General features: G+C 63.0%; 17 protein-coding genes. 7 read left to right on the forward strand and 10 right to left on the reverse strand.

Going from position 1 to position 21,821, the window contains the following annotated elements:
* Window positions 1-105: 105 nt before the first annotated feature.
* Window positions 106-510: an iron chaperone gene (locus tag ACHFFR_RS02680; protein WP_394262731.1), complete on the reverse strand. Its 405-nt coding sequence runs from the start codon at window positions 508-510 to the stop codon at window positions 106-108.
* 71 nt (window positions 511-581) lie between these two features.
* Here ACHFFR_RS02680 and ACHFFR_RS02685 point away from each other — a divergent pair, with 71 nt between their 5' ends.
* A complete protein-coding gene (locus ACHFFR_RS02685) occupies window positions 582-947 on the forward strand; it encodes a hypothetical protein (protein WP_394262732.1) in 366 nt (121 codons plus the stop codon).
* A gap of 29 nt (window positions 948-976) precedes the next feature.
* Here the strand turns inward: ACHFFR_RS02685 and ACHFFR_RS02690 are convergent, their stop codons facing one another.
* From ACHFFR_RS02690 to ACHFFR_RS02700, 3 genes are all read right to left on the reverse strand, one after another.
* Window positions 977-1,525: a hypothetical protein gene (locus tag ACHFFR_RS02690; protein ID WP_394262733.1), complete on the reverse strand. Its 549-nt coding sequence runs from the start codon at window positions 1,523-1,525 to the stop codon at window positions 977-979.
* A 42-nt stretch (window positions 1,526-1,567) separates the two neighbouring features.
* The gene (guaA, locus tag ACHFFR_RS02695) at window positions 1,568-3,133 is read right to left on the reverse strand and encodes a glutamine-hydrolyzing GMP synthase (protein WP_394262734.1); all 1,566 of its coding nucleotides are present in this window, start codon (window positions 3,131-3,133) and stop codon (window positions 1,568-1,570) included.
* A 65-nt stretch (window positions 3,134-3,198) separates the two neighbouring features.
* The gene (locus tag ACHFFR_RS02700) at window positions 3,199-4,230 is read right to left on the reverse strand and encodes a pseudouridine synthase (protein ID WP_394262735.1); all 1,032 of its coding nucleotides are present in this window, start codon (window positions 4,228-4,230) and stop codon (window positions 3,199-3,201) included.
* Between the two features lie 262 nt (window positions 4,231-4,492).
* Between ACHFFR_RS02700 and pta the strand changes: the two genes are divergently transcribed.
* Both pta and ACHFFR_RS02710 read left to right on the forward strand, forming a co-directional pair.
* Entirely contained in the window at window positions 4,493-6,124 is a 1,632-nt protein-coding gene (gene pta / locus ACHFFR_RS02705) for a phosphate acetyltransferase (RefSeq protein ID WP_394262736.1), read from the forward strand.
* A 114-nt stretch (window positions 6,125-6,238) separates the two neighbouring features.
* Entirely contained in the window at window positions 6,239-7,411 is a 1,173-nt protein-coding gene (locus ACHFFR_RS02710; RefSeq protein ID WP_394262737.1) for an acetate/propionate family kinase, read from the forward strand.
* Between the two features lie 1,127 nt (window positions 7,412-8,538).
* Here the strand turns inward: ACHFFR_RS02710 and ACHFFR_RS02715 are convergent.
* Window positions 8,539-9,627: a hypothetical protein gene (locus tag ACHFFR_RS02715; protein ID WP_394262738.1), complete on the reverse strand. Its 1,089-nt coding sequence runs from the start codon at window positions 9,625-9,627 to the stop codon at window positions 8,539-8,541.
* Window positions 9,628-9,837: 210 nt separating this feature from the next.
* Window positions 9,838-14,412 (reverse strand): acyl-CoA dehydratase activase-related protein, encoded by a 4,575-nt coding sequence (locus tag ACHFFR_RS02720; RefSeq protein ID WP_394262739.1) that lies wholly within the window; start codon window positions 14,410-14,412, stop codon window positions 9,838-9,840.
* Between the two features lie 255 nt (window positions 14,413-14,667).
* Here ACHFFR_RS02720 and ACHFFR_RS02725 point away from each other — a divergent pair, with 255 nt between their 5' ends.
* Together ACHFFR_RS02725 and ACHFFR_RS02730 are read left to right on the forward strand one after the other, a co-directional pair.
* Window positions 14,668-15,228 (forward strand): TetR/AcrR family transcriptional regulator, encoded by a 561-nt coding sequence (locus ACHFFR_RS02725; protein WP_394262740.1) that lies wholly within the window; start codon window positions 14,668-14,670, stop codon window positions 15,226-15,228.
* Between the two features lie 144 nt (window positions 15,229-15,372).
* A complete protein-coding gene (locus ACHFFR_RS02730; RefSeq protein WP_394262741.1) occupies window positions 15,373-15,801 on the forward strand; it encodes a GNAT family N-acetyltransferase in 429 nt (142 codons plus the stop codon).
* A 20-nt stretch (window positions 15,802-15,821) separates the two neighbouring features.
* Here ACHFFR_RS02730 and ACHFFR_RS02735 read toward each other — a convergent pair whose 3' ends face one another.
* The 3 genes from ACHFFR_RS02735 to ACHFFR_RS02745 all read right to left on the reverse strand — a co-directional run bounded on the left by ACHFFR_RS02735 (window position 15,822) and on the right by ACHFFR_RS02745 (window position 18,715).
* On the reverse strand, window positions 15,822-15,953 hold the full coding sequence (locus tag ACHFFR_RS02735; protein ID WP_394262742.1) for a hypothetical protein: 132 nt from the start codon (window positions 15,951-15,953) through the stop codon (window positions 15,822-15,824).
* Window positions 15,954-16,045: 92 nt separating this feature from the next.
* A complete protein-coding gene (locus tag ACHFFR_RS02740) occupies window positions 16,046-17,431 on the reverse strand; it encodes a class II fumarate hydratase (protein WP_394262743.1) in 1,386 nt (461 codons plus the stop codon).
* Window positions 17,432-17,605: 174 nt separating this feature from the next.
* Window positions 17,606-18,715 carry a GuaB3 family IMP dehydrogenase-related protein gene (locus ACHFFR_RS02745; RefSeq protein WP_394262744.1) on the reverse strand — a complete coding sequence of 370 codons (1,110 nt, stop codon included), beginning with the start codon at window positions 18,713-18,715 and terminating at the stop codon, window positions 17,606-17,608.
* A 107-nt stretch (window positions 18,716-18,822) separates the two neighbouring features.
* On the opposite strand from ACHFFR_RS02745, the gene ACHFFR_RS02750 reads away from it, so the two are divergent.
* Entirely contained in the window at window positions 18,823-19,509 is a 687-nt protein-coding gene (locus tag ACHFFR_RS02750; protein ID WP_394262745.1) for an exonuclease domain-containing protein, read from the forward strand.
* 9 nt (window positions 19,510-19,518) lie between these two features.
* On the opposite strand, the gene guaB is transcribed toward ACHFFR_RS02750, so the two are convergent.
* Window positions 19,519-21,021: an IMP dehydrogenase gene (gene guaB, locus ACHFFR_RS02755; protein WP_394262746.1), complete on the reverse strand. Its 1,503-nt coding sequence runs from the start codon at window positions 21,019-21,021 to the stop codon at window positions 19,519-19,521.
* 252 nt (window positions 21,022-21,273) lie between these two features.
* Here guaB and ACHFFR_RS02760 point away from each other — a divergent pair, with 252 nt between their 5' ends.
* The gene (locus ACHFFR_RS02760) at window positions 21,274-21,570 is read left to right on the forward strand and encodes a WhiB family transcriptional regulator (protein ID WP_394262747.1); all 297 of its coding nucleotides are present in this window, start codon (window positions 21,274-21,276) and stop codon (window positions 21,568-21,570) included.
* Window positions 21,571-21,821: the final 251 nt, after the last annotated feature.

Here is a 21,821-nt window from a genome sequence, read left to right on the forward strand (position 1 = left end):
CAGGCCTCCGATAAATACCGTCAGGCACCCCGTGAGATGTGGACAACCCCGGATGCTCACACCCGGCGCGCTGTCACGATGCTCGTCCCCCAGCTCCGGAGTGCGCTACTTCCGCCAGAAGGTCGAGACGCCTTTCTTGTCCTCGATATTGAAACGGATGATGTCTTCGAGCAGGTCGAACGGTACGGGATCCGCCCACGGCAGCCGGAACATCATCGTGCCGTGGCTGATGCCGCGCTCGTCCAACTCGTCAGCGAATCTCTCCATGCCCGCGAACTCGGGCGCCACCGCCATATGCTTCTTGGCGTAGCTAAATCCCACGATGAACGTCCCGTGGTCGGTGGCCATCGGCTGATTCCACGCGATCCGCCACCCCAGCTGCGGGAACGTCGCCTCGATCCACTCGAGCACCTCGAGAGCTCGCGCGCGATTTTCCTCAACCGGAATCTTGGACAGTAGCGGCTCGAAGAACTCGCCGAGGGGTTCGTCGTCGCGAATGATGGTTGCCATGAGCGACCTTTCTGCTGGCTGAGACTAGAGTCTAGTTTAGGATTGCTACAGCATAGCGAGGGAAGGACGTCATGACACTGACTCCAGAACAAAGGGCCGCCCTTGAGGCCGATCGGACGAAGCAAAACACTCTCCGGGTGGCGCGGACGCTCCTGACGAAAGAGGAGTTCGCTCGTCTTCACAAGTCCCACCGCGAGGTGACCCTTACGCAAATGGCGGGGCCGATGATCGGAGCGATCGTCGTCGTGGTAGCCATGCTCGTGGCAGGCGAGCATACGGACACGGTTCTCGTCTACGGAGGCGGCGCGCTCCTGATTGGCTCGCTACTGTGGATGCTTGCCATCCCGCGCGTGACCGGGCAGCTCTGGCGCGACTATCAATCGTGGTATCGCTCAGGCGCCGGAGCCGAGGAGCTTTACGCGCTATTTGGCCGCTGATCGTCAGCTCTGAGTGTCAGCTCTGACAGTCAGGCCTTACCGTCGGCCGCGCCGTCGGCATCACCCTCGGCATCCCCGTCAGTATCCCCGTCAGCCTTGACCCAGCGCGCAGGGCCCTTAATCAGCGGGAGTCCCACAAGGGTGGCCACGGCGCCCGCAAAGAAGACGGGCTTCGACAGCCCCTCACTCGCGCCCGAAAAGACGGCGGCCGTGACGTCCACGAACTCCTGATACGTGGCATGCACGCCACCGGAGACGTCGTACTTCAAAACGAAAAACGCCAAGGTGCCCAAGGCGAGCGTGACGAGCGCGGACAGCACCGCCCACCAGCGGAAACGGACGGATCTGAGCGCCGCAAGAGTCACGAAGAGCGTGGTGACGACGCCGATCGTGAGCGCCACCGATAGCAGCGGGTGGTTGCCCTCCCACATGAACACGCGCATGCCAACCGTTCTGCTTGGCAGATCTTGGGTCAACCCGCGAACCACCGGAATCTCAAGCCCCACGATCATGGCGATCACGCCGCCAAGGCTCACGAGGGCGGCGAGGAGCGTGCGTGCACTCACCGCGTTTCTCATATGCTCACCTTTCTTACCGCCATCTCAGGGGCCGGCAGCCGGCTACTCCCACTCAATGGTGCCCGGCGGCTTGCTCGTGACGTCGAGGACCACGCGGTTGATGTCCTTGACCTCATTGGTGATGCGGTTCGAGATCTTGGCGAGCAGCTCGTACGGGATTCGCGACCACTCGGCGCTCATCGCGTCTTCCGAGCTCACCGGGCGCAGCACGATCGGGTGGCCATACGTGCGGCCATCCCCTTGCACGCCCACCGATCGCACGTCAGCGAGCAGCACCACCGGACACTGCCAGATCTCGCGATCCAACCCGGCGGCGGTCAGCTCTTCGCGCACGATGGCGTCGGCCTCGCGAAGCACGTCGAGGCGCTCGCGGCTGACGGCGCCGATTACGCGAATGCCAAGGCCCGGGCCCGGGAACGGCTGACGCCACACGAGCTTCTCGTCGAGGCCCAGCTCCTGGCCGATCGCACGCACCTCGTCCTTGAACAGATCGCGCAACGGCTCCACGAGCTCGAAGTCCAGATCCTCGGGCAGCCCTCCCACGTTGTGGTGCGACTTAATGTTCGCCGTGCCATCGCCGCCGCCCGACTCCACGACGTCGGGATACAGCGTGCCCTGCACGAGGAACTTGATCTCCTTGCCCTCCGAGCCGGCCTCCTCGAGCAAACGGCGCTGCGCCGCCTCGAAGGAGCGGATGAACTCACGGCCGATGATCTTGCGCTTCGTTTCCGGGTCGGTCACGCCATCGAGCGCGCTGAGGAAACGCTCCGATTCGTCCACTGCCACAATCCGCATGCCGCGAGCGCCCGCGTAATCGCGAACCACCTGCTCGGCTTCGCCCTTGCGCAGCAATCCGTGATCTACGAACACGGCCGTGAGCTGATCGCCGATTGCCTGATGCACGAGCGCCGCAGCCACGGACGAGTCCACGCCGCCAGACAGGGCCACGATCGCGTGCTTATCCCCCACCTGCTCGCGGATCTTCGCGATCTGATCCTCGATCACCGATGCGGACGACCAGTTCGGCTCCAGCCCCGCGCCCTCGCGCAAGAACGCCTCAATCTGCTCCTGCCCGAGCTCGGAATGCTGCGCCTCGGGGTGCCACTGAACGCCAAACAGCTTGGCCTCCACGTTTTCGATCGCGGCCACCTCGGCTCCGGCGCTCTTGGCCGTCACAGTGAAGCCCTCGGGTGCCTTCGTCACCGAGTCCCCGTGACTCATCCAGACGTTCACGTCCGCGCCGGCGGGGCCGGTCAGAACGCCGTCGGCGATCGTCGTCGCCCGCGTTTGGCCGTATTCCTGGTTGCCGGTCTGCTCCACGGTGCCACCGAGCGCGTGGGTCATCTGCTGGAACCCGTAGCAAATGCCAAGCACCGGCACGCCCGCCTCGAGCAGCGCGCGATCCAGCTGGGGCGCGCCGTCCGCATACACCGACGACGGTCCGCCCGAGAGCACGATCGCCTGCGGGTCCTTCGCCAAAATCTTGTCCACAGACCACGAATGCGGCACGAGCTCCGAGAAATACCCGGCGTCACGCACGCGGCGCGCAATGAGTTGCGCGTTCTGGGCACCATTATCAATCACAAGTACGGGGCGTAATTCACTCACGGCCCTAGCCTACCGCGCACCCCGCCGCTGACGAAGCGGCGTATCAACTTCGAGACCGGCCCGCGTCAGAACGTCAGGTTCGGCGCCAGCGCCAGCGTTCGCCGCGTTTTAACGACGACGTCGGTGCCGTCCACCGGGTCGGAAAACTCCAGTTGCGCGGCCAGCAGTTGCGTCGGCAGATCGCGCGCCGCCGTGTCGGCCAGGCTGAGCACATCGGGATAGAGCGGATCGCCCGCGATGGGCGCGCCGATGTGGTTCATGGTTGCCCGCAGCTGGTGCAGCCGCCCCGAAATCGGGTGAAGCTCATAGAGCGCCAGACCATCGGCCAGCTCCTCAACGAGCCGGACGTGCGTGCGCGAGTTCGGCTCGCCCTCCGTGATGCTGACGCAGATCGCACCGGGCTTGCGTTCAATCCGCACGTCAATGCTCGTCCAGCCCGGGCCGTACTCATCGTGCACGATCCGCGCCCGCTCGACCCGCGCCTGCTCGGCACCCGCATAGCCGGGGCCGCCGGAGCTCAGCGTGCCAAGATCGATCGCCGGCGCCACGGCGAAGTAAACCTTGTTCACCTCACGACGCGCGAACATGTCCTGATAGGGCCCGCGCCACGCCGGATCCCCCGTCAGTAAGACGAGCCCGGCCGTCTCCGCATCGAGGCGATGGGCCGCCACCACGTCGTCGTTCGCGAACTGCCGGCGTGCCGCCACAGTCACCGTCTTCGCCACGTACATTCCCCGCGGAATCGTTGCGATCCGATGCGGCTTATCAACGACGACGAACCGCTCGGCCCGGTGCACCACGTCCAGTTCGATCGGTTCGGCAGGCTCATCGGGCACCGGCCGGAATATCCACACCCGCTCACCTGCCCGATATGGGTGATCGGCCCGCGCGGGAACGGAAAAGTCGAGGAAGATGTCGCCGTCGTCGAAAAGCGCGAGGCCGGCGTCGCCGAATCGAACCGCGGACCACTGGCCGAGGGTCTGGAAGTCGGCGTCGGGCAAGATGACCGGCGAGGCGTTGATCCCCGCGCGGAAGGCCGGGCGAAGTTCGCGCTGGCGCTGCGAACGGCGCTGGCTGCGCGGACGGCGTCGTCTCACTGAACCTCCTACCTGCTAGCGGCATGCTCACCCGCGAGTCGCGGGCTAACCTGCTCGTGGCAACTCACCTGCGAGTCACCGGCTGACACGCTCGTGGCAACTCACCTACGAATCACCGGCTAACCTGCTAGTCAATGGTGCGATGCTTTTGTCGGATTGCCAACTTGAACACCTTAATTCGCGAAAACGTGGGACGATAGTACGTGTTTGTGTGCTCGGCTCGCTGCCGAGGCACCTGGCTAGGATTAACTGAGAGGATGACATGACGAAGAGCGTCTATTTCACAGCTGCAGAGGGTAATTCTGGAACGCGCGCCGTGGCGCGAGTGGTGATCGACCAGCTCAAGAAGGACTATCCGAATCTCGGCGTCTTCCGTGCGTTTACGAACGGGCCGATCAACTCCGACGACGAGTTCAAGGATCTCCTTGCCCAGGTCGGCCGCGAAGATGACCTCGACATCGCGTGGGGCACCACCCGTCAGGCGTACTTCACCGACGAGGATGCGGCGATGACGGACCTCGTCAAGCGCTACACCGATTACGCCCACAACTTTGACGCCGTGCTGATCCTCGGCCTCCTCGACGGCGATCCGGTCAACCCCGGAGTCCTTGCCCGCACCGGGCGCGCTGCCGCCAACCTTGGCACGTCGGTCTTCCTCGTCATGTCGGGCGCGCTGCGCTCGCCCAAGCAGGTTCTGGACACGTTCCACCTCGTGGCCCTCGAGATTCAGGGTGAGAACGCGCCGATTTCGGCCGTTGCGATCACCAGCGCCGATCGCGAGCTTGCCGACGAAACGGGTGCAAATTACGAGGAGACGCCGATCGTCTACTTCTACGACGGCGAGCAGATCGAGCTGGAAGAGCGCGATCTGGAGATCATTAAGGGCGCCATGGAGCACGGCTCGGACGTGATCACGCCGATGAGCTTCCAGTCCTCGCTGATCTCGCGGGCGCGCTCTGATCGCAAGCGGATCGTGCTGCCGGAGGCCACGGACGAGCGCATTTTGCGCGCCGCCGACGAGCTGATCTCGCGCGAAGTTGCCGACATCATTCTGGTGGGCGACGAGGCTGATATTCTCGGCCGCGCAGAGGCACTCGGGCTGGATCTGAGCAAGGCCGAGATCGTCTCGGCTGAGGATCCGGAGCGCATCGAAAAGTACGCCACCGAATTCGCGCGCCTTCGCGAGAAGAAGGGCGTCACCTACGACCAGGCTGTGGAGACGCTCAAAAACCTGTCCTACTTCGCCACCATGATGGTTCATATGGACGACGCCGATGGCATGGTTTCCGGCGCCGTGAACACGACGGCGAACACGATCGTCCCCTCCTTCCAGATCATTAAGACGAAGCCGGGTGCCAAGCTCGTCTCCTCGTGCTTCCTCATGCTCATGGAGGATCGCGTCTACGTGTACGGCGATTGCGCCGTGACCACGAACCCGACTCCGGAGCAGCTGGCTGGCATCGCCGTGTCATCGGCGGAGACTGCCGTTCAGTTCGGCGTGGATCCGCGCGTTGCGATGTTGTCCTATTCCACCGGCACCTCCGGTGCTGGGCCGGACGTGGACGCCGTCGTCAAAGCCACTGCAATCGTTAAGGACATGGCACCCGATCTGCTCATCGAGGGGCCGATCCAGTACGACGCCGCGGTCGAGCCCAAGGTGGCGGCCACCAAGCTTCCCGATTCCGAGGTTGCCGGCCGCGCCACCGTGTTCATCTTCCCCGAGCTCAACTCGGGCAACATCGGCTACAAAGCCGTGCAGCGGTCGGCCGGCGCGGTCGCCGTCGGCCCAGTCCTACAGGGCCTGAACAAGCCAGTCAACGACCTCTCGCGCGGAGCGCTCGTTGAGGACATCGTTAACACCGTCGCCATCACCGCCATTCAGGCGCAGGGCTAGCGGGCCGAGCCGGCGGGAAAGTGCGCTGGCTCGATAAGCAAGGGACCGTCGTCGTCGGAACGGCGGGCGAGAACGACGCGCCGCGCGGCGCATCACAGAATAGGAGAAACCCCAGTGACAGTACTGGTTATTAATTCCGGATCGTCATCGATTAAGTACCAGCTCGTGGATCCGGACAGCGGTGAGTCGCTGGCCTCGGGCCTCGTGGAGCGGATCGGCGAGGTGACGAGTCACCTCGAGCACGAGCACGACGGCGAGACCACCGAGCTCAATCAGCCAATCGCCGACCATGGCGAGGGCCTGCGCCTCGTGATCGAGATGTTTAACAGCAAGGGTCCGAAGCTGGAGGATGCCGGTATTAAGGCCATTGGTCACCGCGTCGTTCAGGGTGGCAAGTACTTCGACAAGGCCGCGCTGATCGACGATCGGGTGCAGGCGCTCATCGAGGAGCTCGCGCCGCTCGCGCCGCTTCACAACCCGGCTCACCTGAAGGGCATCGAGGTTGCGCGCGAACTGTTCGACGTGCCAAACGTTGCCGTGTTCGACACCGCGTTCTTCCAGACGCTTCCGAACGAGTCCGCGACGTACGCGCTCGATCGTGAAGTTGCCGAGAAGTACCAGATCCGCCGCTATGGCGCGCACGGCACTTCGCACATGTTCGTTTCGCAGAAGGTCTCCGAGATGGAAGGCCGCGATGATCTTAAGCAGATCGTGCTGCACCTTGGTAATGGCGCGTCGGTCTCGGCGGTCAAGAACGGCGAGGCCGTTGATACGTCGATGGGTCTGACTCCGCTCGAGGGTCTCATGATGGGCACGCGCACCGGCGACATCGATCCGGCTGCTGTGTTCCACCTGGCTCGCGTGGGCGGGATGTCGATCGACGAGATTGACACGCTGTTCAACAAGAAGTCGGGCATGAAGGGGCTGGCTGGCGACAACGATATGCGCTCGGTCAACCAGCTTGCCGCCGAGGGCGACGAGAACGCGATCGAGGCTCTCGAAGTGTACGTTCACCGCCTGCTTCACTACATCGGCGCTTACGCTGCGGTGATGGGTGGCTTGGACGTCATCACGTTCACCGCGGGCATCGGCGAGAACGACGACATCACGCGCGCCGCCGTCATCAAGCGCCTCGAGCCGTTCGGCATCAAGCTCGATGAGGAGAAGAACAGCACGCGCTCGAAGGAGCCGCGCATCATCTCCACCGAGGATTCAACCGTCAAGGTCATGATCGTGCCGACCAACGAGGAGCTCTCCATCGCCCAGCAGGCCATGGAGCTGATCTAGGCATTTGCTGGCCGGAGGGGGCGGGCAGGAGGATTCCTCCCCCGCCCCTTTGGTATGTCAGGTCTCGGTAGCGGCACATCTGCCCTGCTCACGACCTGCCTCCCCTGTTTGCGCGCCCTCACCGCCTGCCTCTCCTTGCACCACCCTCACCGCCACATCGCCCCCACCGCCACATTCACCCTGCTCACTGGCACATCGCCCCTGCCACCTCTCACCCACCGTCACATCCACCCTGCTCACTGGCACATCGCCCCTGCCACCTCTCACCCACTGCCACATCCGCCCTGCTCACTGCCAGATCCGCTCTGCTCACCGGTTTTGTCCACTCACTGTCACGTCACCCCTGCCACCTCTCACCCACTGCCACGCTCTCTTCGCTCTCTCCGCCCGAATTAACGTCCTCCATGACGCACCTTTGCACCAATGGAGGTCGGAAAATCAAAACACCGACCTAAAATCACCAATCACCGACCTCCATTTGTCTGACGGACCTCCAACGGTGGAACCGTCCTCCATGGAGAACGCTTATTGGCCCAGCCGTGAGCAACACCATCCAGCTAAAAGCAACACCGCCCACCCAGACCCATGCCACACTCTCGCCTGACCCGATTACCGTCCAACGAGCCCTATTCATCTCCCGACGGGAGCAATTCGCCGCTAGAGGGACCCGATTTACCTCATATCTTCCGAGTCACCACTTCCTCAACGCGGACCAACCGCTCAGCTGTTCCGAATTCAGGCCCGCCGGTGTGCAACATCCCCAGAGAACCATGATCGGGCCTGATTTAAGGTCCTCCATGACGCACCTTTGCACCAATGGAGGTCGGTAATTCAAAACACCGACCAAAAAACACCAATCACCGACCTCCATTTGTCTGACAGACCTCCAACGGTGGAAGCGTCCTCCATGGAGGACGCTTATTGGCCCAGCTGGGAGCAACACCATCCAGCTAAAAGCAGCACCGCCCAACCAGATCAAAATGACCGCTCGTCCCAGCGCCTTTGCCCCGCCTAGCCACCACTAATCCGCCCCGCCGAGGCGCCTGCCCCGCAGGGCCGCCACTCATCCGATCCAGCTCAGGCCACCCAGACCCGCCCCGCCGACGCGCCAACCGTGATTCCCGGGCTCACCGCTTCCCGCGCTGAGTCCGCCGTTTGGCCGGCGTCGGGAAAACCTTGAATCGCCGGCACCACTCGCCGAATTGGATGTCGTTCTGGACGTCGTTCCAGGTCATGTGGAGCACCCTGAATCCGAGGGCCTCCAACTCGGCATCTCGTTCCCGCTCATCGTGGAATGCTTCGACGATTCCGGCTCGATGCAACGAGTACTTCCCCTTGCCATCCGCCTCATAGATGGTGCGCGACGCGGCATCAAACCCATCTGGCCTGCGCTCGGACCGGCCATACCGAATTCGCACCTGCGACTCGGGAACTTCGAAACCGCCCGCGTGGAATCGCCAGCGCATCAACGATTCATTGGGCGATTCCACTCGCCCATCCGCAACCCGAGCCATCGCCCAGAAATTCCGGATACCCCGGCGCGGCCCCTGTGCACGAGCCAAAGATTCGAGCCTGTCCATGTCGGTCAGATTGTTGTGCAGCGCGAAATCGGCAATCACCAACCCGGCCTCGGGCCCGGCGCCGCAACAAACATCAACGATCGTCTGCTCAATGCTCGTCACCAGCACACCACCGAGATCCACCACCTCCGGCTCAACGCGCGCACGCCGAGTGACCTGATTTGCCGACCGACTGTGATGATTTCGCGTCAGCTCCACCCGCTGTACAAGTTTGGGCAATTGCTCCAGCCGCGGGAAATCCCAGACCGCAACCGCCGACAGATCCGCAATCGCCGTATGCGACTCCCACTGATTGAGGTAGAGGATCCGATGAATATGCTTGGCCTCCTCAACGACCCACCACTCCAAACTCTCGCGCTCCGACGGACGCGCCAAAAGCGCCGCGTACCCTCGCGCGACCTTCTCGAATCCGCGGGAATGAGCATGATCCCAAAAGCCGTGCGACGACATCGGCATCACCTGATTCGCAATCACCTGGCCATTTTTCCGCATGGCCTGCAAGCGCTCCTTCGCGATCGCTTCGAAGTGCGTGCGTTGGGCGGCGTCGAACGCGGGAGGTGCGCTGCGCATGATCGTGACGGGCGGAGCCTGCGCCTTCGCACGCACCGCCGCATTCCCATTGGCAAGTTGAGGCATGCCTCCATTCGACCAGATCCCGCGCCGCCGATCAGAAATCTCGACAATTGTGGAAAAGTCCGAAACCGACCCGCGCATGTGGAGAACATTTCGCTACCGCGCGACGCCGTGCGCCCGGCTACCGTGAAAGAACAGTCACGACGACGGCGCGCACGTATCGTCGGCGGGCACGCTTACGACGACGGTCGCCCGGGATTCGCGGTGAACCCGCTAGTCGCGGGGTACGCCCACGCGGATGCGGGGCATGCCCAGACCAACGCGCACGGGCTCCGAGTTCTCGGACCCGAACCCGCCGACGCCATCAGTAGCACGAGCACCACCGTGCCCGCCGCCACAGCCGCAGCCACCACCCGAGGTCAACTCAGACGGATCCCATTCGCTCGGATCGCTCACGGTGAGGTCGGCGTCGCCGGACATGTCCAGCCGCTCCTGCCCTGCCTCGTGGTTGATGAAGGCAGTCGAGATCATGAGCTTGATGCGGTTGAGCTGGTTGACCTCGGACGCGCCCGGGTCGTAGTCGATCGCCACGACGTTGGCCTCGGGATACTTCTGGCGAAGCGCCCGGAACATGCCCTTACCCACAACATGATTGGGCAAACACGCGAACGGCTGAGCACAGATGATGTTCGGCGTGCCGTTCTCGATCATGTCCATCATGTCGGCGGTCAAGTACCAGCCCTCACCAGCCTGATTACCCAGCTGGGCAATCTCCTGCACCTTCTCGGCGAGCTCGTGGATCGTCGGCCCGGCGTCGAACCTGCGCGAGCGCGCAAGCGCTTTGCGATAGGGCTTCTCGTACTGTTGCAACACCCACAGCGCGAGATTCTGCAAGCGTCTGGTCCAGTTCGTCACCGAGCCGAGAGTATCGTGTTTCCAATCGGCCGTCACCAGCGAATTGTGGAAGAACTGAGCGAGGCTCGGCAGTTCGGCTTCACATCCCTCACGTTCAATCACGCCAACCGCATCGTTGTTCGCATCGGGGTGGTATTGAACGAGAATCTCGCCCACCATACCCACGCGCGGCTTGCGTGGAATATCCTGAAGCGGCACCGTGTCGAATTCGTGCGTGATTTCCTTAATCAGCGCGTGGAATCCGATCTTGCGGCCAAGGGTTGGCGAATAGCCCTTGAATTCAAAGAATTCGCGAACGATTCGGTCCCACTTCTCGTACAGCTCCACGACGTTGCCATCGATCTGATACGGGCGCGTGCGAAGCACAACCTTTTGCAGGAGATCGCCAAGCGTGACCGACTGGATCGCACGGTGCAACATCGGAACCGTGAACTCGAATCCGGGATTGTCCTCGAGTCCCTGCGCCGACACGGCGATCACCGGCACCTGCGGGTAGCCCGCATCGCGCAGGCCCTTTCGCAATAGTCCCGCATAGTTCGTTGCACGGCACATGCCACCCGTCTGTGTGATGGCAACGGCCGTCTTGTCAGGATCGGCACGGCCCGCAATAAATTCATCAAGCAACTGTCCGATCACAACAATTGCTGGATAGCACGAGTCGTTGTTGACGTACTTTAGGCCGGTCTCAATATTCTCCTTGCTTGTCTTTTCAAGGAGCTTCACGTTGTATCCGCCCCTACGGAGTACCGGCATGAGCAGCCGGAAGTGAATGGGCGCCATCTGCGGCACGAGGATCGTGTAGCCTTCCTCGCGCATCTCCTTCGTAAACGGCACGTTATTGTACACATGCCCGGCCGTGGACTCGATCTCGCCGGCCTGACCGGGCGCGGGCGCGTTCGTGCGCCTGCGCCCGTCGCTGCCCGCATCCAACGACGCCGGATAGGTCAAGATCTCTTCCGACTCCCGCCGCTCCGCCCGCTCATCCACAGCGGCCGCAAGCGAGCGCAACCGGATCCGCGCCGCGCCTAGATTTGAGATCTCATCAATCTTGAGCGACGTGTACACGTCCCCGCGGCCTTCCAAGATCTCCTGCACCTGATCAGCGGTAATCGCATCGAGACCGCAACCAAAGGAGACCAGCTGGACGAGCTGCAGATCGTCGTCGTCGCCGGCGCTCGCCGCAGCCTCATACAACCGCGAGTGGTAGGACCACTGGTCGCGGACGCGCAGCGGCCGCTCCAGGGTGTTGTTCACGACGGCGTCCTCAGTGAGCACCGCCGTGCCAAGGCCCACGATGAGCTCGGGGATGCCGTGGTTGATCTCGGGATCCAGGTGATACGGGCGGCCGGCAAGTACGACGCCCTTGATGCCGTGGTCGCGAATGTAGTCGATCGCCTCGCGGCCCTTGGCCTTGATCTCCTCGTGGACGGCGTCCATCTCTTCCCAGCCGGCCTCGCACGCCTCGCGCGCCTCGTCTTCCGTCACGCCCCACTGCGCGAACGTCTCGGCGAGGCGGCGTGGCAGGATGTCGCGGTTCTTCAGCGACAGGAAGGGCGAGATAAACGTGGCCTTCTCCTGCGCGAGCCGCTCCATGTTGTTGCGAATGACCTCGGGGTAGGTGGCCACGATTGGGCAGTTGAAGTTGTTGTCCTGGCCGCTCGTCGTGTCTTCGGAATAGGACACGCACGGGTAGAAGATCGTGGTGATGCCCTTATCCAGCAAGGATTCGATGTGCCCGTGGGCCAGCTTGGCCGGGTAGCACACGTTCTCCGACGGGATCGACTCCATGCCCTCCTCGAACAGCTCGTGGTTTGACCGGCCGGAAATCATCACGCGGAACTTCAGCTTCGTCAGGACCGTGAACCAGAACGGGTAGTCCTCGTACATGTTGAGAACTCGCGGGATGCCGATGTCGCCGCGGGTGGCGTCCTTCTCGCGCAGGCGGCGATAGCCGAAAATCCGCTTGTACTTCCACTCGTACATGTTCGGAATCGGCGACTTCGCGGGCACCCGCTCGAGCGAGGCGCCGCGCTCACACCGGTTGCCCGACACGTGGCGCTCCCCCGTCGAAAACTTCGAAATCGTCATGTTGCAGTGGTTTTGGCACAGGCGGCAGGTTTTGAGTTCGGTCTCGACCGTCAGCCCCTCGAGTTCATCAACCGAGAGCAACGACGACGGCCTGGCCTGATCCACCTCGCCCGGCTTGTAGTGGCGCTTGGCCGTCAGGGCCGCACCGAATGCGCCCATGAGCCCCGCGATGTTCGGGCGCACAACCTCGCGCCCAGTCTGCAGTTCGAATGCGCGCAGCACCGAGTCGTTGAGGAAGGTGCCGCCCTGGACCACCGGGAACTCGCCGAGTTCGTCCGCGTCCTTGAGCTTGATGACCTTGTAGAGCGCGTTGCGCACCACGGAGTAAGACAGGCCGGCGGAAATGTCGGCCACGTCCGCACCCTCCTTCTGCGCCTGCTTGACCGAGGAATTCATGAACACCGTGCAGCGCGTTCCGAGGTCGACCGGCGCCGTCGATTCTGTTGCGGCCTTCGCGAACGTGTAGATGTCCGTATTCATGCCGGCCGCGAAGGTCTGAAGGAAGGATCCGCACCCCGAGGAGCACGCCTCGTTGACAGAAATCGAATCAACCACGCCGTTCTTGATCTTCAGGTACTTCATGTCCTGACCGCCGATGTCGATGACGGACGTGACGCCCGGCTGCAGAAATTCTGCCGCCCGGAAGTGCGCCATCGTCTCGATTTCACCTTCGTCGACGCCGATCGCGGACTGGACGATTCCTTCGCCGTATCCCGTGGAACAGGAGCGCACGATGCGGGCCGACTCCGGCAGGTCGGCTTGGAGGCGCTTGACGATCTCGACGGCGGCCGCCACCGGATCGCCCTCGTTGGAGGCGTAGTGGGTGAACACGATGCGGTCATCGGAGTCGATGAGAACGGCCTTGATCGTCGTCGAGCCGGCGTCGATGCCGAGGAAGCAGTCGCCGCGCGCATCGGAGGTCTCGAGCTGTTCGACCACGTTTTTGGAGTGTCGTTCGTAGAAGGCGGCCCGTTCGTCGTCGTTGGAAAAAAGCGGGCGCATGCGGTTGGTGGCGGTTCCGACGGCGTCGGCCTCGCGCAAAACCGTGGCCATCCTATCCAGCTCCTTGACGTTGGAGGCGTCGGCGAGCATCGCCGCTCCGATGGCCACGTAGAGCTGGGCGCGGTCGGGGGTCACGTAGGACTCGACCTTGTCGAGGATGCGCTCGTAAGCGGCGCGCAGTTCGGGAAGGAAGTGGAGCGGGCCGCCGAGGAACATGACGTTGCCGCGGATCGGGCGGCCGTTGGCCAGGCCCGCCACGGTCTGCAGGGCGACCGACTGGAAGATCGACGCCGCGATGTCCTCGTGTGCCGCACCCTGGTTGAGCAGGGGCTGGACGTCAGTCTTCGCGAACACGCCGCAGCGTGAGGCGATCGGGTAGATGGTCTCGAAATCCTTGGCGAGTTCGTTGAGGCCGGCGGCGTCGGTGTTGAGTAGCGACGCCATCTGGTCGATGAACGCGCCCGTTCCACCCGCACACGTGCCGTTCATGCGCTGTTCGGGGGTGGGCTTGAGGTAGGTGAGCTTGGCGTCCTCGCCGCCGAGTTCGATGATGACGTCGGTGTCCGGATATGCCCGGCGGGTGGCTTCGGTTTCGGCGATGACCTCTTGCACGAAGGGGATGTCGAGCACCTCGGCGACTGCCATGCCGCCCGAGCCGGTCACGGCGGCGTTGACCCTAATCCCCGGGTATTCGTATGCGATGTCGTCGAGGAGTTTGGCCAGCTCAGCGCGCACGTCGGCGTGGTGGCGCCGGTAGTCCTCGAACACGATCTGATCGTCGTCGAGCAAGATTGCTTTGACGGTGGTCGAACCGACGTCGATACCCAATCGGAAAACGCTCATATATCAATACCTTCTACGCGTAGGGGAACCTACGATCCCGTACACTGGAAACCGTAATAAGAGGAAAAAACAATTTCAATAGCGTTGAAATTAGGACTCGGCGACGCCGGAATCGCGGCAGTCTCGCCGAAATGTCGCCGAGACTTTGGTCCCAAAGTTTCTACGGCGTTGAAATTGCGGAGCGAACGGGGACAGATGCAGCACGCTAGCGAGAAAGCCGGCGACTCGCGGGGCCCCGCCGGCCGCCGAGGCGAGGTGCGCCAACGCCTTATCGACGCAGGCCGGGAGCTGTTTACGGCCAAAGAGTTTTCGGCGGTGACCCTGCGCGAGGTGGCGGCCCGTGCCGAGTGCGACGCCGGGCTGATCAACTATTACTTCGGCGGCAAGTCCGGCCTCTTCCGCGAGGCGATGTCACTGCCACAGGACCCGATCGAAGTCATCCACGAGGCCTTCGGCGACGTCCGGCCCGGAACCGGCGAGCGCGTCTGCCTCGCCGTCATGAAGCTCTGGGAAGAGTCGACCGTCCAGTCCTACGTGAAGATCTACGGCTCCTCGATCCTCTCCACCGAAGACACCTTCGCAATGTTCTCCGGCTGGGTGGAAACCGAGATGCTCCAGCCGATGGCCGAGCAGCTGCCGGTGACCAACCCGATGCTCCGCCTCGAGCTCGCATTCGGGCAGGTGATCGGCCTGTGCTCCGCGCGTTACATCTTCGCCCGCGAGCCGCTGGCCTCACTCCCCCGCGAGCAGGTGGCGCAAATCTACGGCCCCCTCGTCGACGCCGTCATATTCGGCAAGCTGCCCGCCAAGAACTGAAGCCGCTGATAACTGAGCAGCCGAAAACTGACCGGCCAAGCACTGACTACGCAATCGACCGCGCGCACCACGCCTTCACGTTGGCGCGGCCCATTTCCTCGTAGACTGCACCTAGGCCGTCAGAACCGACTCGAGAGGACCGCCATGATTGAACTTGCAAGCGCCGCGTCGCCCGAACTTGAGGACGCCTTCCAGCGGCTGATCCCCCAGCTCTCGTCGAGCTCCGCGCCAATGGACATCGAACAGCTCGAGGACTACCTTTCCCAGCAGTCGATTGACTTGATTCTGTTCCGTGGCGACGACGGCGACATCCAGGGCATGCTCACCCTCGTCACCTTCACCATTCCCACGGGCGTGCGCGCGTGGATCGAGGACGTCGTCGTCGACGACGCCGCGCGCGGCAAGGGCGCGGGCATGCAGCTTGTTGAGGCCGCGCTCGAATTGGCGCACAATCGCGGTGCAAAGACCGTGGATCTCACGTCGCGCCCCTCGCGCGAGGCCGCGAATCGCCTCTACCAGCGCGCCGGGTTCGAGCAGCGCGAGACGAACGTTTACCGCCACTCCGGTAAGTAATTCGGGTAGCGCGGGCGGAGTTAGCTCCGATCGATGTGCCGCAGGACGTGTTCGGCGAACATGTCGGGGTGCGCATCGTGCCAGCGGTGCCCGCACCCATCCATGAGTCCGTGAATGAGCACAACATCCTGCGTGGCGTGGTTAGCTACCATCGCACCACCTCCTATCGCTGAGGTTCAAGCAAGGCGGGAAGGTCATCCCTTCCCGCCTTGCTTATTGACCTTAACCAGCGCGACCGTGAGCTTTAGTAGTCACCCACCATGGTGGTCACGTCGAGAGCCGCGTTCAGCGTCTCCTCATCGATCTCGCCGCGCTCGACGAAGCCGAGATCAATCGCCGCCTCCTTGACGGTCATGTTCTCAGCCACAGAGTGCTTCGCGATCTTGGCAGCGTTCTCGTAGCCGATGTGGCGGTTAAGCGGCGTGACGATCGACGGCGAAGACTCAGCCAACTCAAGCGCACGCTCGCGGTTTGCCTCGAGGCCATCGACGGTCTTGGTGGCGAGAACCTCGCACACGTTTCCGATGATGTTGATCGACTCGAGCAAGTTCTGCGCCATCACCGGTAGCATGACGAGCAGGTCGAAGTTGCCCTGTGCACCGGCGAACGCGATCGCCGCGTCGTTGCCGATCACCTGAGCGGCAACCATGACAGTCGCCTCAGGAACAACCGGGTTCACCTTGCCCGGCATAATCGACGAGCCAGGCTGGAGGTCCGGCAGGTGCAGCTCGCCGATACCGGCGCGTGGGCCCGAGCCCATCCAGCGCAGATCGTTAGCGATTTTCACGAGCGACACGGCCACAACGCGCAGCGCCCCCGACGTCTCCACGAGCGAATCCTGAGCAGCCTGCGCCTCGAAGTGGTTCGCGGCCTCAACGAACGGCAGCCCCGTGTTCTCGGCGATCAGCTCGATGACGCGCTGCGAGAAGCCTTCCGGGGTGTTGATGCCAGTGCCCACCGCGGTACCGCCAAGAGGCAGCTCTGCGAGGCGCTTTTCCGTGTCCTTCACGCGCTCGATGCCGTAGCGAATCTGCTGGGCGTAGCCGGAGAACTCCTGGCCGAGCGTGATCGGCGTGGCGTCCATCAGGTGGGTACGGCCAGCCTTGACCACGTCCTTCCACTCCTTCGCCTTGCCATCGAGCGAGGCCAGAAGCGTTTCCATCTTCGGGTACAGGTTGTCGCGCAGCGCGGCGAGCGCCGCAATGTGAATCGACGAGGGGAACACATCGTTCGACGACTGCGAGGCGTTGACGTGGTCGTTCGGATGGACGTCGAGGTCATCGGTCGAGGCGAGGGTCGCAATCACCTCGTTCGTGTTCATGTTCGACGACGTGCCCGAACCGGTCTGGAACACGTCGATCGGGAAATGGTCATCGTGCTTGCCTGCGATGATCTCGTCCGCGGCCGCAACGATCGCGTCCTTACGGGCGTCGTCGATCACGCCGAGCTCGTTGTTCGCGATCGCAGCCGCGCGCTTGATCTGGCCAAGCGCGTGGATGTGCGGAGGCTCAAGCGTCTTGCCCGAGATCGGGAAGTTCTCCACAGCGCGCTGGGTCTGCGCGCGGTAGAGCGCGTCCTTGGGAACCTTTACTTCGCCCATCGTGTCATGTTCGATGCGGTACTCAGTCATAACTCTCCTTTGAAGAATTGCGGTAGAAACTAAACTCACTTCATTGTGCCCGACTGCGCGACTCGGCGCACCAATCACAGCACAATTCTACTCCCCACACTCACGTGCTCTATAGGCGCTTGTGCCCTGTCCGGTGCGCGAGACTCCTCCCGGGGCATTCGGCCCCGGCCCGGCTTACATCCCTACCGAGACGAGCACGCGCTGGAACTCCTTGAGGTCGGAATATCCCGTCATCGCCATCGCGTGGCGAAGCGCGCCCGTGAAGTTCGTCAGGCCATCGGCGCTGGTCGACGGACCGTTTATGATCGTCTCCAGATCGGCGACCGTCCCAACTTCCACGCGCTCGCCGCGTGGCAGATCCTTGTGATACACCTCGGCGCCCCAGTGGTATCCGCGCCCGGGCGCCTCCGTCGAGCGCGCCAGCGCGGTGCCGAGCATGACGCCGTCGGCGCCACACGCAATGGCCTTGACCAGATCGCCGGACGTCGAGACCTGGCCGTCCGCCACCACGTGCACGTACCGGCCGCCCGTCTCATCCATGTACTCGCGCCGCGCGGCCGCGACGTCCGCCACCGTCGTCGCCATAGGAACAGCGACGCCGACCGTGCGGCGGTTCGCCGTCGTCGCCCCTCCGCCAAACCCGGCAAGAACGCCGGCCGCGCCCGTGCGCATGAGGTGGAGCGCGGCGGTATACGACGCGGCGCCGCCGACGACGACGGGCACGTCGAGTTCGTAGATGAAGCGCTTGAGGTTGAGCGGTTCGCGGTTGGAGGACACGTGCTCGGCCGAGACGGTGGTGCCGCGAATGACGAACAGGTCCACGCCCGCGTTGACCACGGTGCGCCAGTGTTCCTGCGTGCGCTGGGGCGACAGCGCTCCGGCCACAATCTGGCCCGACTCGCGAATCTGATTGAGGCGTTCCTGAATGAGCTCGCCCTTGACCGGCTCGCGGTACAACCTTTGCATGAGCGCCGTGGCGGACTCGGCCGGCTCGCGGGCAATCTGCTCGAAGATCGGCTCGGGATCCTCATAGCGCGTCCACAGACCCTCGAGGTCGATGACGCCCACGCCGCCCATTTCGCCGATCTTGATGGCGGTTGCCGGGGAGGTTACGGAATCCATCGGAGCGGAGAGGATAGGGATGTCGAGCAGCGAGGCATCGAGCTGCCACGAAATCGAGACGTCCGTGGCATCGCGGGTTCTCCGAGAGGGAACCACGGAGATGTCATCGAAGGAGTAGCCGACCCTAGCGCGCTTGCCGCGTCCAATTTCCGTTTCACTCACGCCCCCTACTCTATCGCCTTGGCCACGACCTCGCGGGCAGCTGGGGATAGGTTCGCCGTTTGCACAACGGGCGTTTTAGACTGAGGTGCAATCTACTAGGAGGCGATATGTGGACTTCCCTTCCCCGAGCGGGATTCGATACGGAGACCACGGGGATTAACGTCCTCGACGACCGCATCGTGACCGCGGCCGTGGTGATTCAAGACGGCGATCGCGAGGAGCGCTACACGTGGCTCGCCGATCCGGGCGTGGAGATTCCCGACGGCGCCGCCGCGATTCACGGGGTGACCACCGAGAAAGCTCGGCGCGCTGGGCGCCCGATCGTGGAGGTTCTCGAGGAGATCGCGCAGGTTCTGGAACGCCATATGGCCGGTGGAAATCCGGTGGTTGCCTACAACGCCTCGTACGATTTCACGCTGCTCGAAAACGAGCTTGCTCGCCACGGGCTACCCACCATGGCGCAGCGCTTGGGAGGCAGGGTTTATCCCGTTATCGATCCGTACTTCCTCGATCGGCACGTCGACCGCTATCGCAGGGGCAAGCGCACACTTGCCCACATCGCGGCACATTATGGCGTGCCGGCCGACGAGACGTTCCACGACGCCGAGGGAGATGTGCGCATGACGCTGCGCGTGCTGGACGCGATCCTTGAGCGGTTCCCGAATCTGGGCGTGACGCCGCTCGACGTGCTCGAGAACGACCAGCGGGTGGCTTACAACGAGTTCATGGACTTCATCTCACGCCGCTATCCGCGCGCGTCCGGCGAGCCGCGCGGGTGGCCGGTTCCCAGCTGATCGAGAGGCTTAGTTCTTCGACGAGTAGTTCGGCGCCTCTGTGGTCATCTGGATATCGTGCGGATGCGATTCGCGCAGGCCAGCAGCCGTAATGCGGACGAAGCGGCCGTTGTCCGTCAGCTCCTGAATCGTGCGCGCGCCGGTGTAGAACATCGTCTGGTGCAAACCGCCAAGGAGCTGGTAAATCACCGAGCCAAGCGGGCCGCGGTACGGCACCTGACCTTCGATGCCCTCCGGAATGATCTTGTCATCCGACGTCACATCTGCTTGGAAGTAGCGGTCCTTCGAGTAGGACACGCGCCCGCGCGAGCTCATCGCGCCGAGCGACCCCATGCCGCGGTACGACTTAAACTGCTTACCGTTGACGAACACGAGTTCGCCCGGAGATTCGGCGCAGCCCGCCAGCAGCGAGCCCAGCATGACCGTTGATGCACCTGCCGCGAGCGCCTTGCCGATGTCGCCCGAGTACTGGAGTCCGCCATCGGCAATGAGCGGGATACCCGCGGGCTTGCACGCTTCGGATGCCAGCTGAATTGCCGTAATCTGCGGGACGCCGACGCCCGCCACGACTCGGGTGGTACAAATCGATCCCGGGCCAACGCCGACCTTCACAGCATCCACTCCGGCGTCGATGAGCGCCTGAGCGCCTTCTCGCGTTGCCACGTTTCCGCCGATCACGTCAACATTGTCAAAACGCGAATCGCTCTTAATGCGTTTGATCATCTCGAGCGCCAGCTTCGCCTCGCCGTTTGCCGTATCAACCACGAGCACGTCCACACCGGCCTCAGCCAGCGCCTCGGCGCGCTCCCATGCGTCGCCCCAGTAACCGATCGCCGCACCCACGCGCAGACGGCCACCCTCATCCTTCGTTGCGTTCGGGTACTTTTCCGACTTGGTGAAATCCTTGACCGTGATCAGACCAGCCAGCCGACCGTCGTCGTCGATCAAGGGAAGCTTTTCAACCTTGTTCTTGCGCAGTAGTTCTTGCGCCTCGTCGCGCGTGGTGCCCACGCCGGCCGTCACGAGCGGCATGGGGGTCATCGCCTCCGAAACCTTCATGGTCTGCCACTGCGACTCGGGGATGAAGATCAGGTCGCGGTTCGTGATGATGCCGAGCAGCTTGTCGTCCTCGTCAACCACCGGCAGACCCGAGATCTTGTACTGGCCGCACAGCTCGTCCCATTCCTGGATGGTGGCGTCCGGGCTGATCGTCACAGGGTCCGAGACCATGCCGGACTCCGAGCGCTTCACCACCCGCACCTGATGCGCCTGATCCTCGATCGAGAGGTTGCGGTGCAAAATGCCGAGGCCGCCCTGGCGCGCCATCGCGATCGCCATCTGCGACTCGGTCACCGTGTCCATCGCGGCCGACAACAGGGGCACCCTCACGCTGATATTGCGCGTCAGCGGCGAGGTCGTGTCTACCTCGGAGGGCACAACATCAGTTGCCCCGGGCAGAAGGAGAACGTCATCATAAGTCAAGCCGACAAGGCCAAAAGGATCTGTACTCACGCTCCCATCCTAAGCCCGCCCCGCTCGCCCACCCAAGGGTGTCCGCATAGACTCACATCCGCCCTAAGCACAGCTCAGGCGCGGGCTACTCGGCGGCGAGATCTTTTCGCGAATGATTTTCAAAGTGTGAAATAGGACTATTCCAAAAGAGGGGATTCTCCGATAACCTCTATGTGTGTTTCGGGCCGAATCCCTTCAACGCTGATTGCGGATTTGGTAAAACGCCCGCGAGGGCATGGTGAGGACGTGATTGTGGTAGCTCGCATCAAAGATGTGCAGGGCGCACTCGTAGATTTTTGGGATTGGCAAGCTCTGGGATCGTGCAACACGATGGATCCAGAATTCTTCTTCCATCCGGAGGGCGAACGAGGTGGACCACGCAGGCGTCGCATCGAGCGTGCCAAGCGGATCTGCCAGTCGTGCCCAGTATTGGACGAGTGCCGCGAGTACGCGCTGGCTCACCGCGAGCCGTATGGCGTCTGGGGCGGAATGTCAGAAGAGGAACGCACCCGCGAAAACAGCAAGCGCAGGCGCTCCAAGGCTTCATAAGGCTTCGTGAGGTTTCACAGAGTCTTCACATTCCTCTTGAGCCGGCTCTCCCGTTCCCCCTTCTAGCGGAAGTCGGTTACCTAGCGAAAGTCGATCCGCCTCGCCGCTCGGCGAATCCTCCTTCCAGCCCACCGCACCAGCCTGCGCTCTTCCAGCTATCCCGCTCGCAATCGAGCACGTTCCCGTCTTGCTGACCTGGCTCATTCCTGACGATCCATCCCGCTGAGACGCCGTAATACTGCCTCAAAAAA

The sequence above is a fragment of the Trueperella sp. genome, from assembly GCF_043424875.1.
Lineage (GTDB): Bacteria > Actinomycetota > Actinomycetes > Actinomycetales > Actinomycetaceae > Trueperella.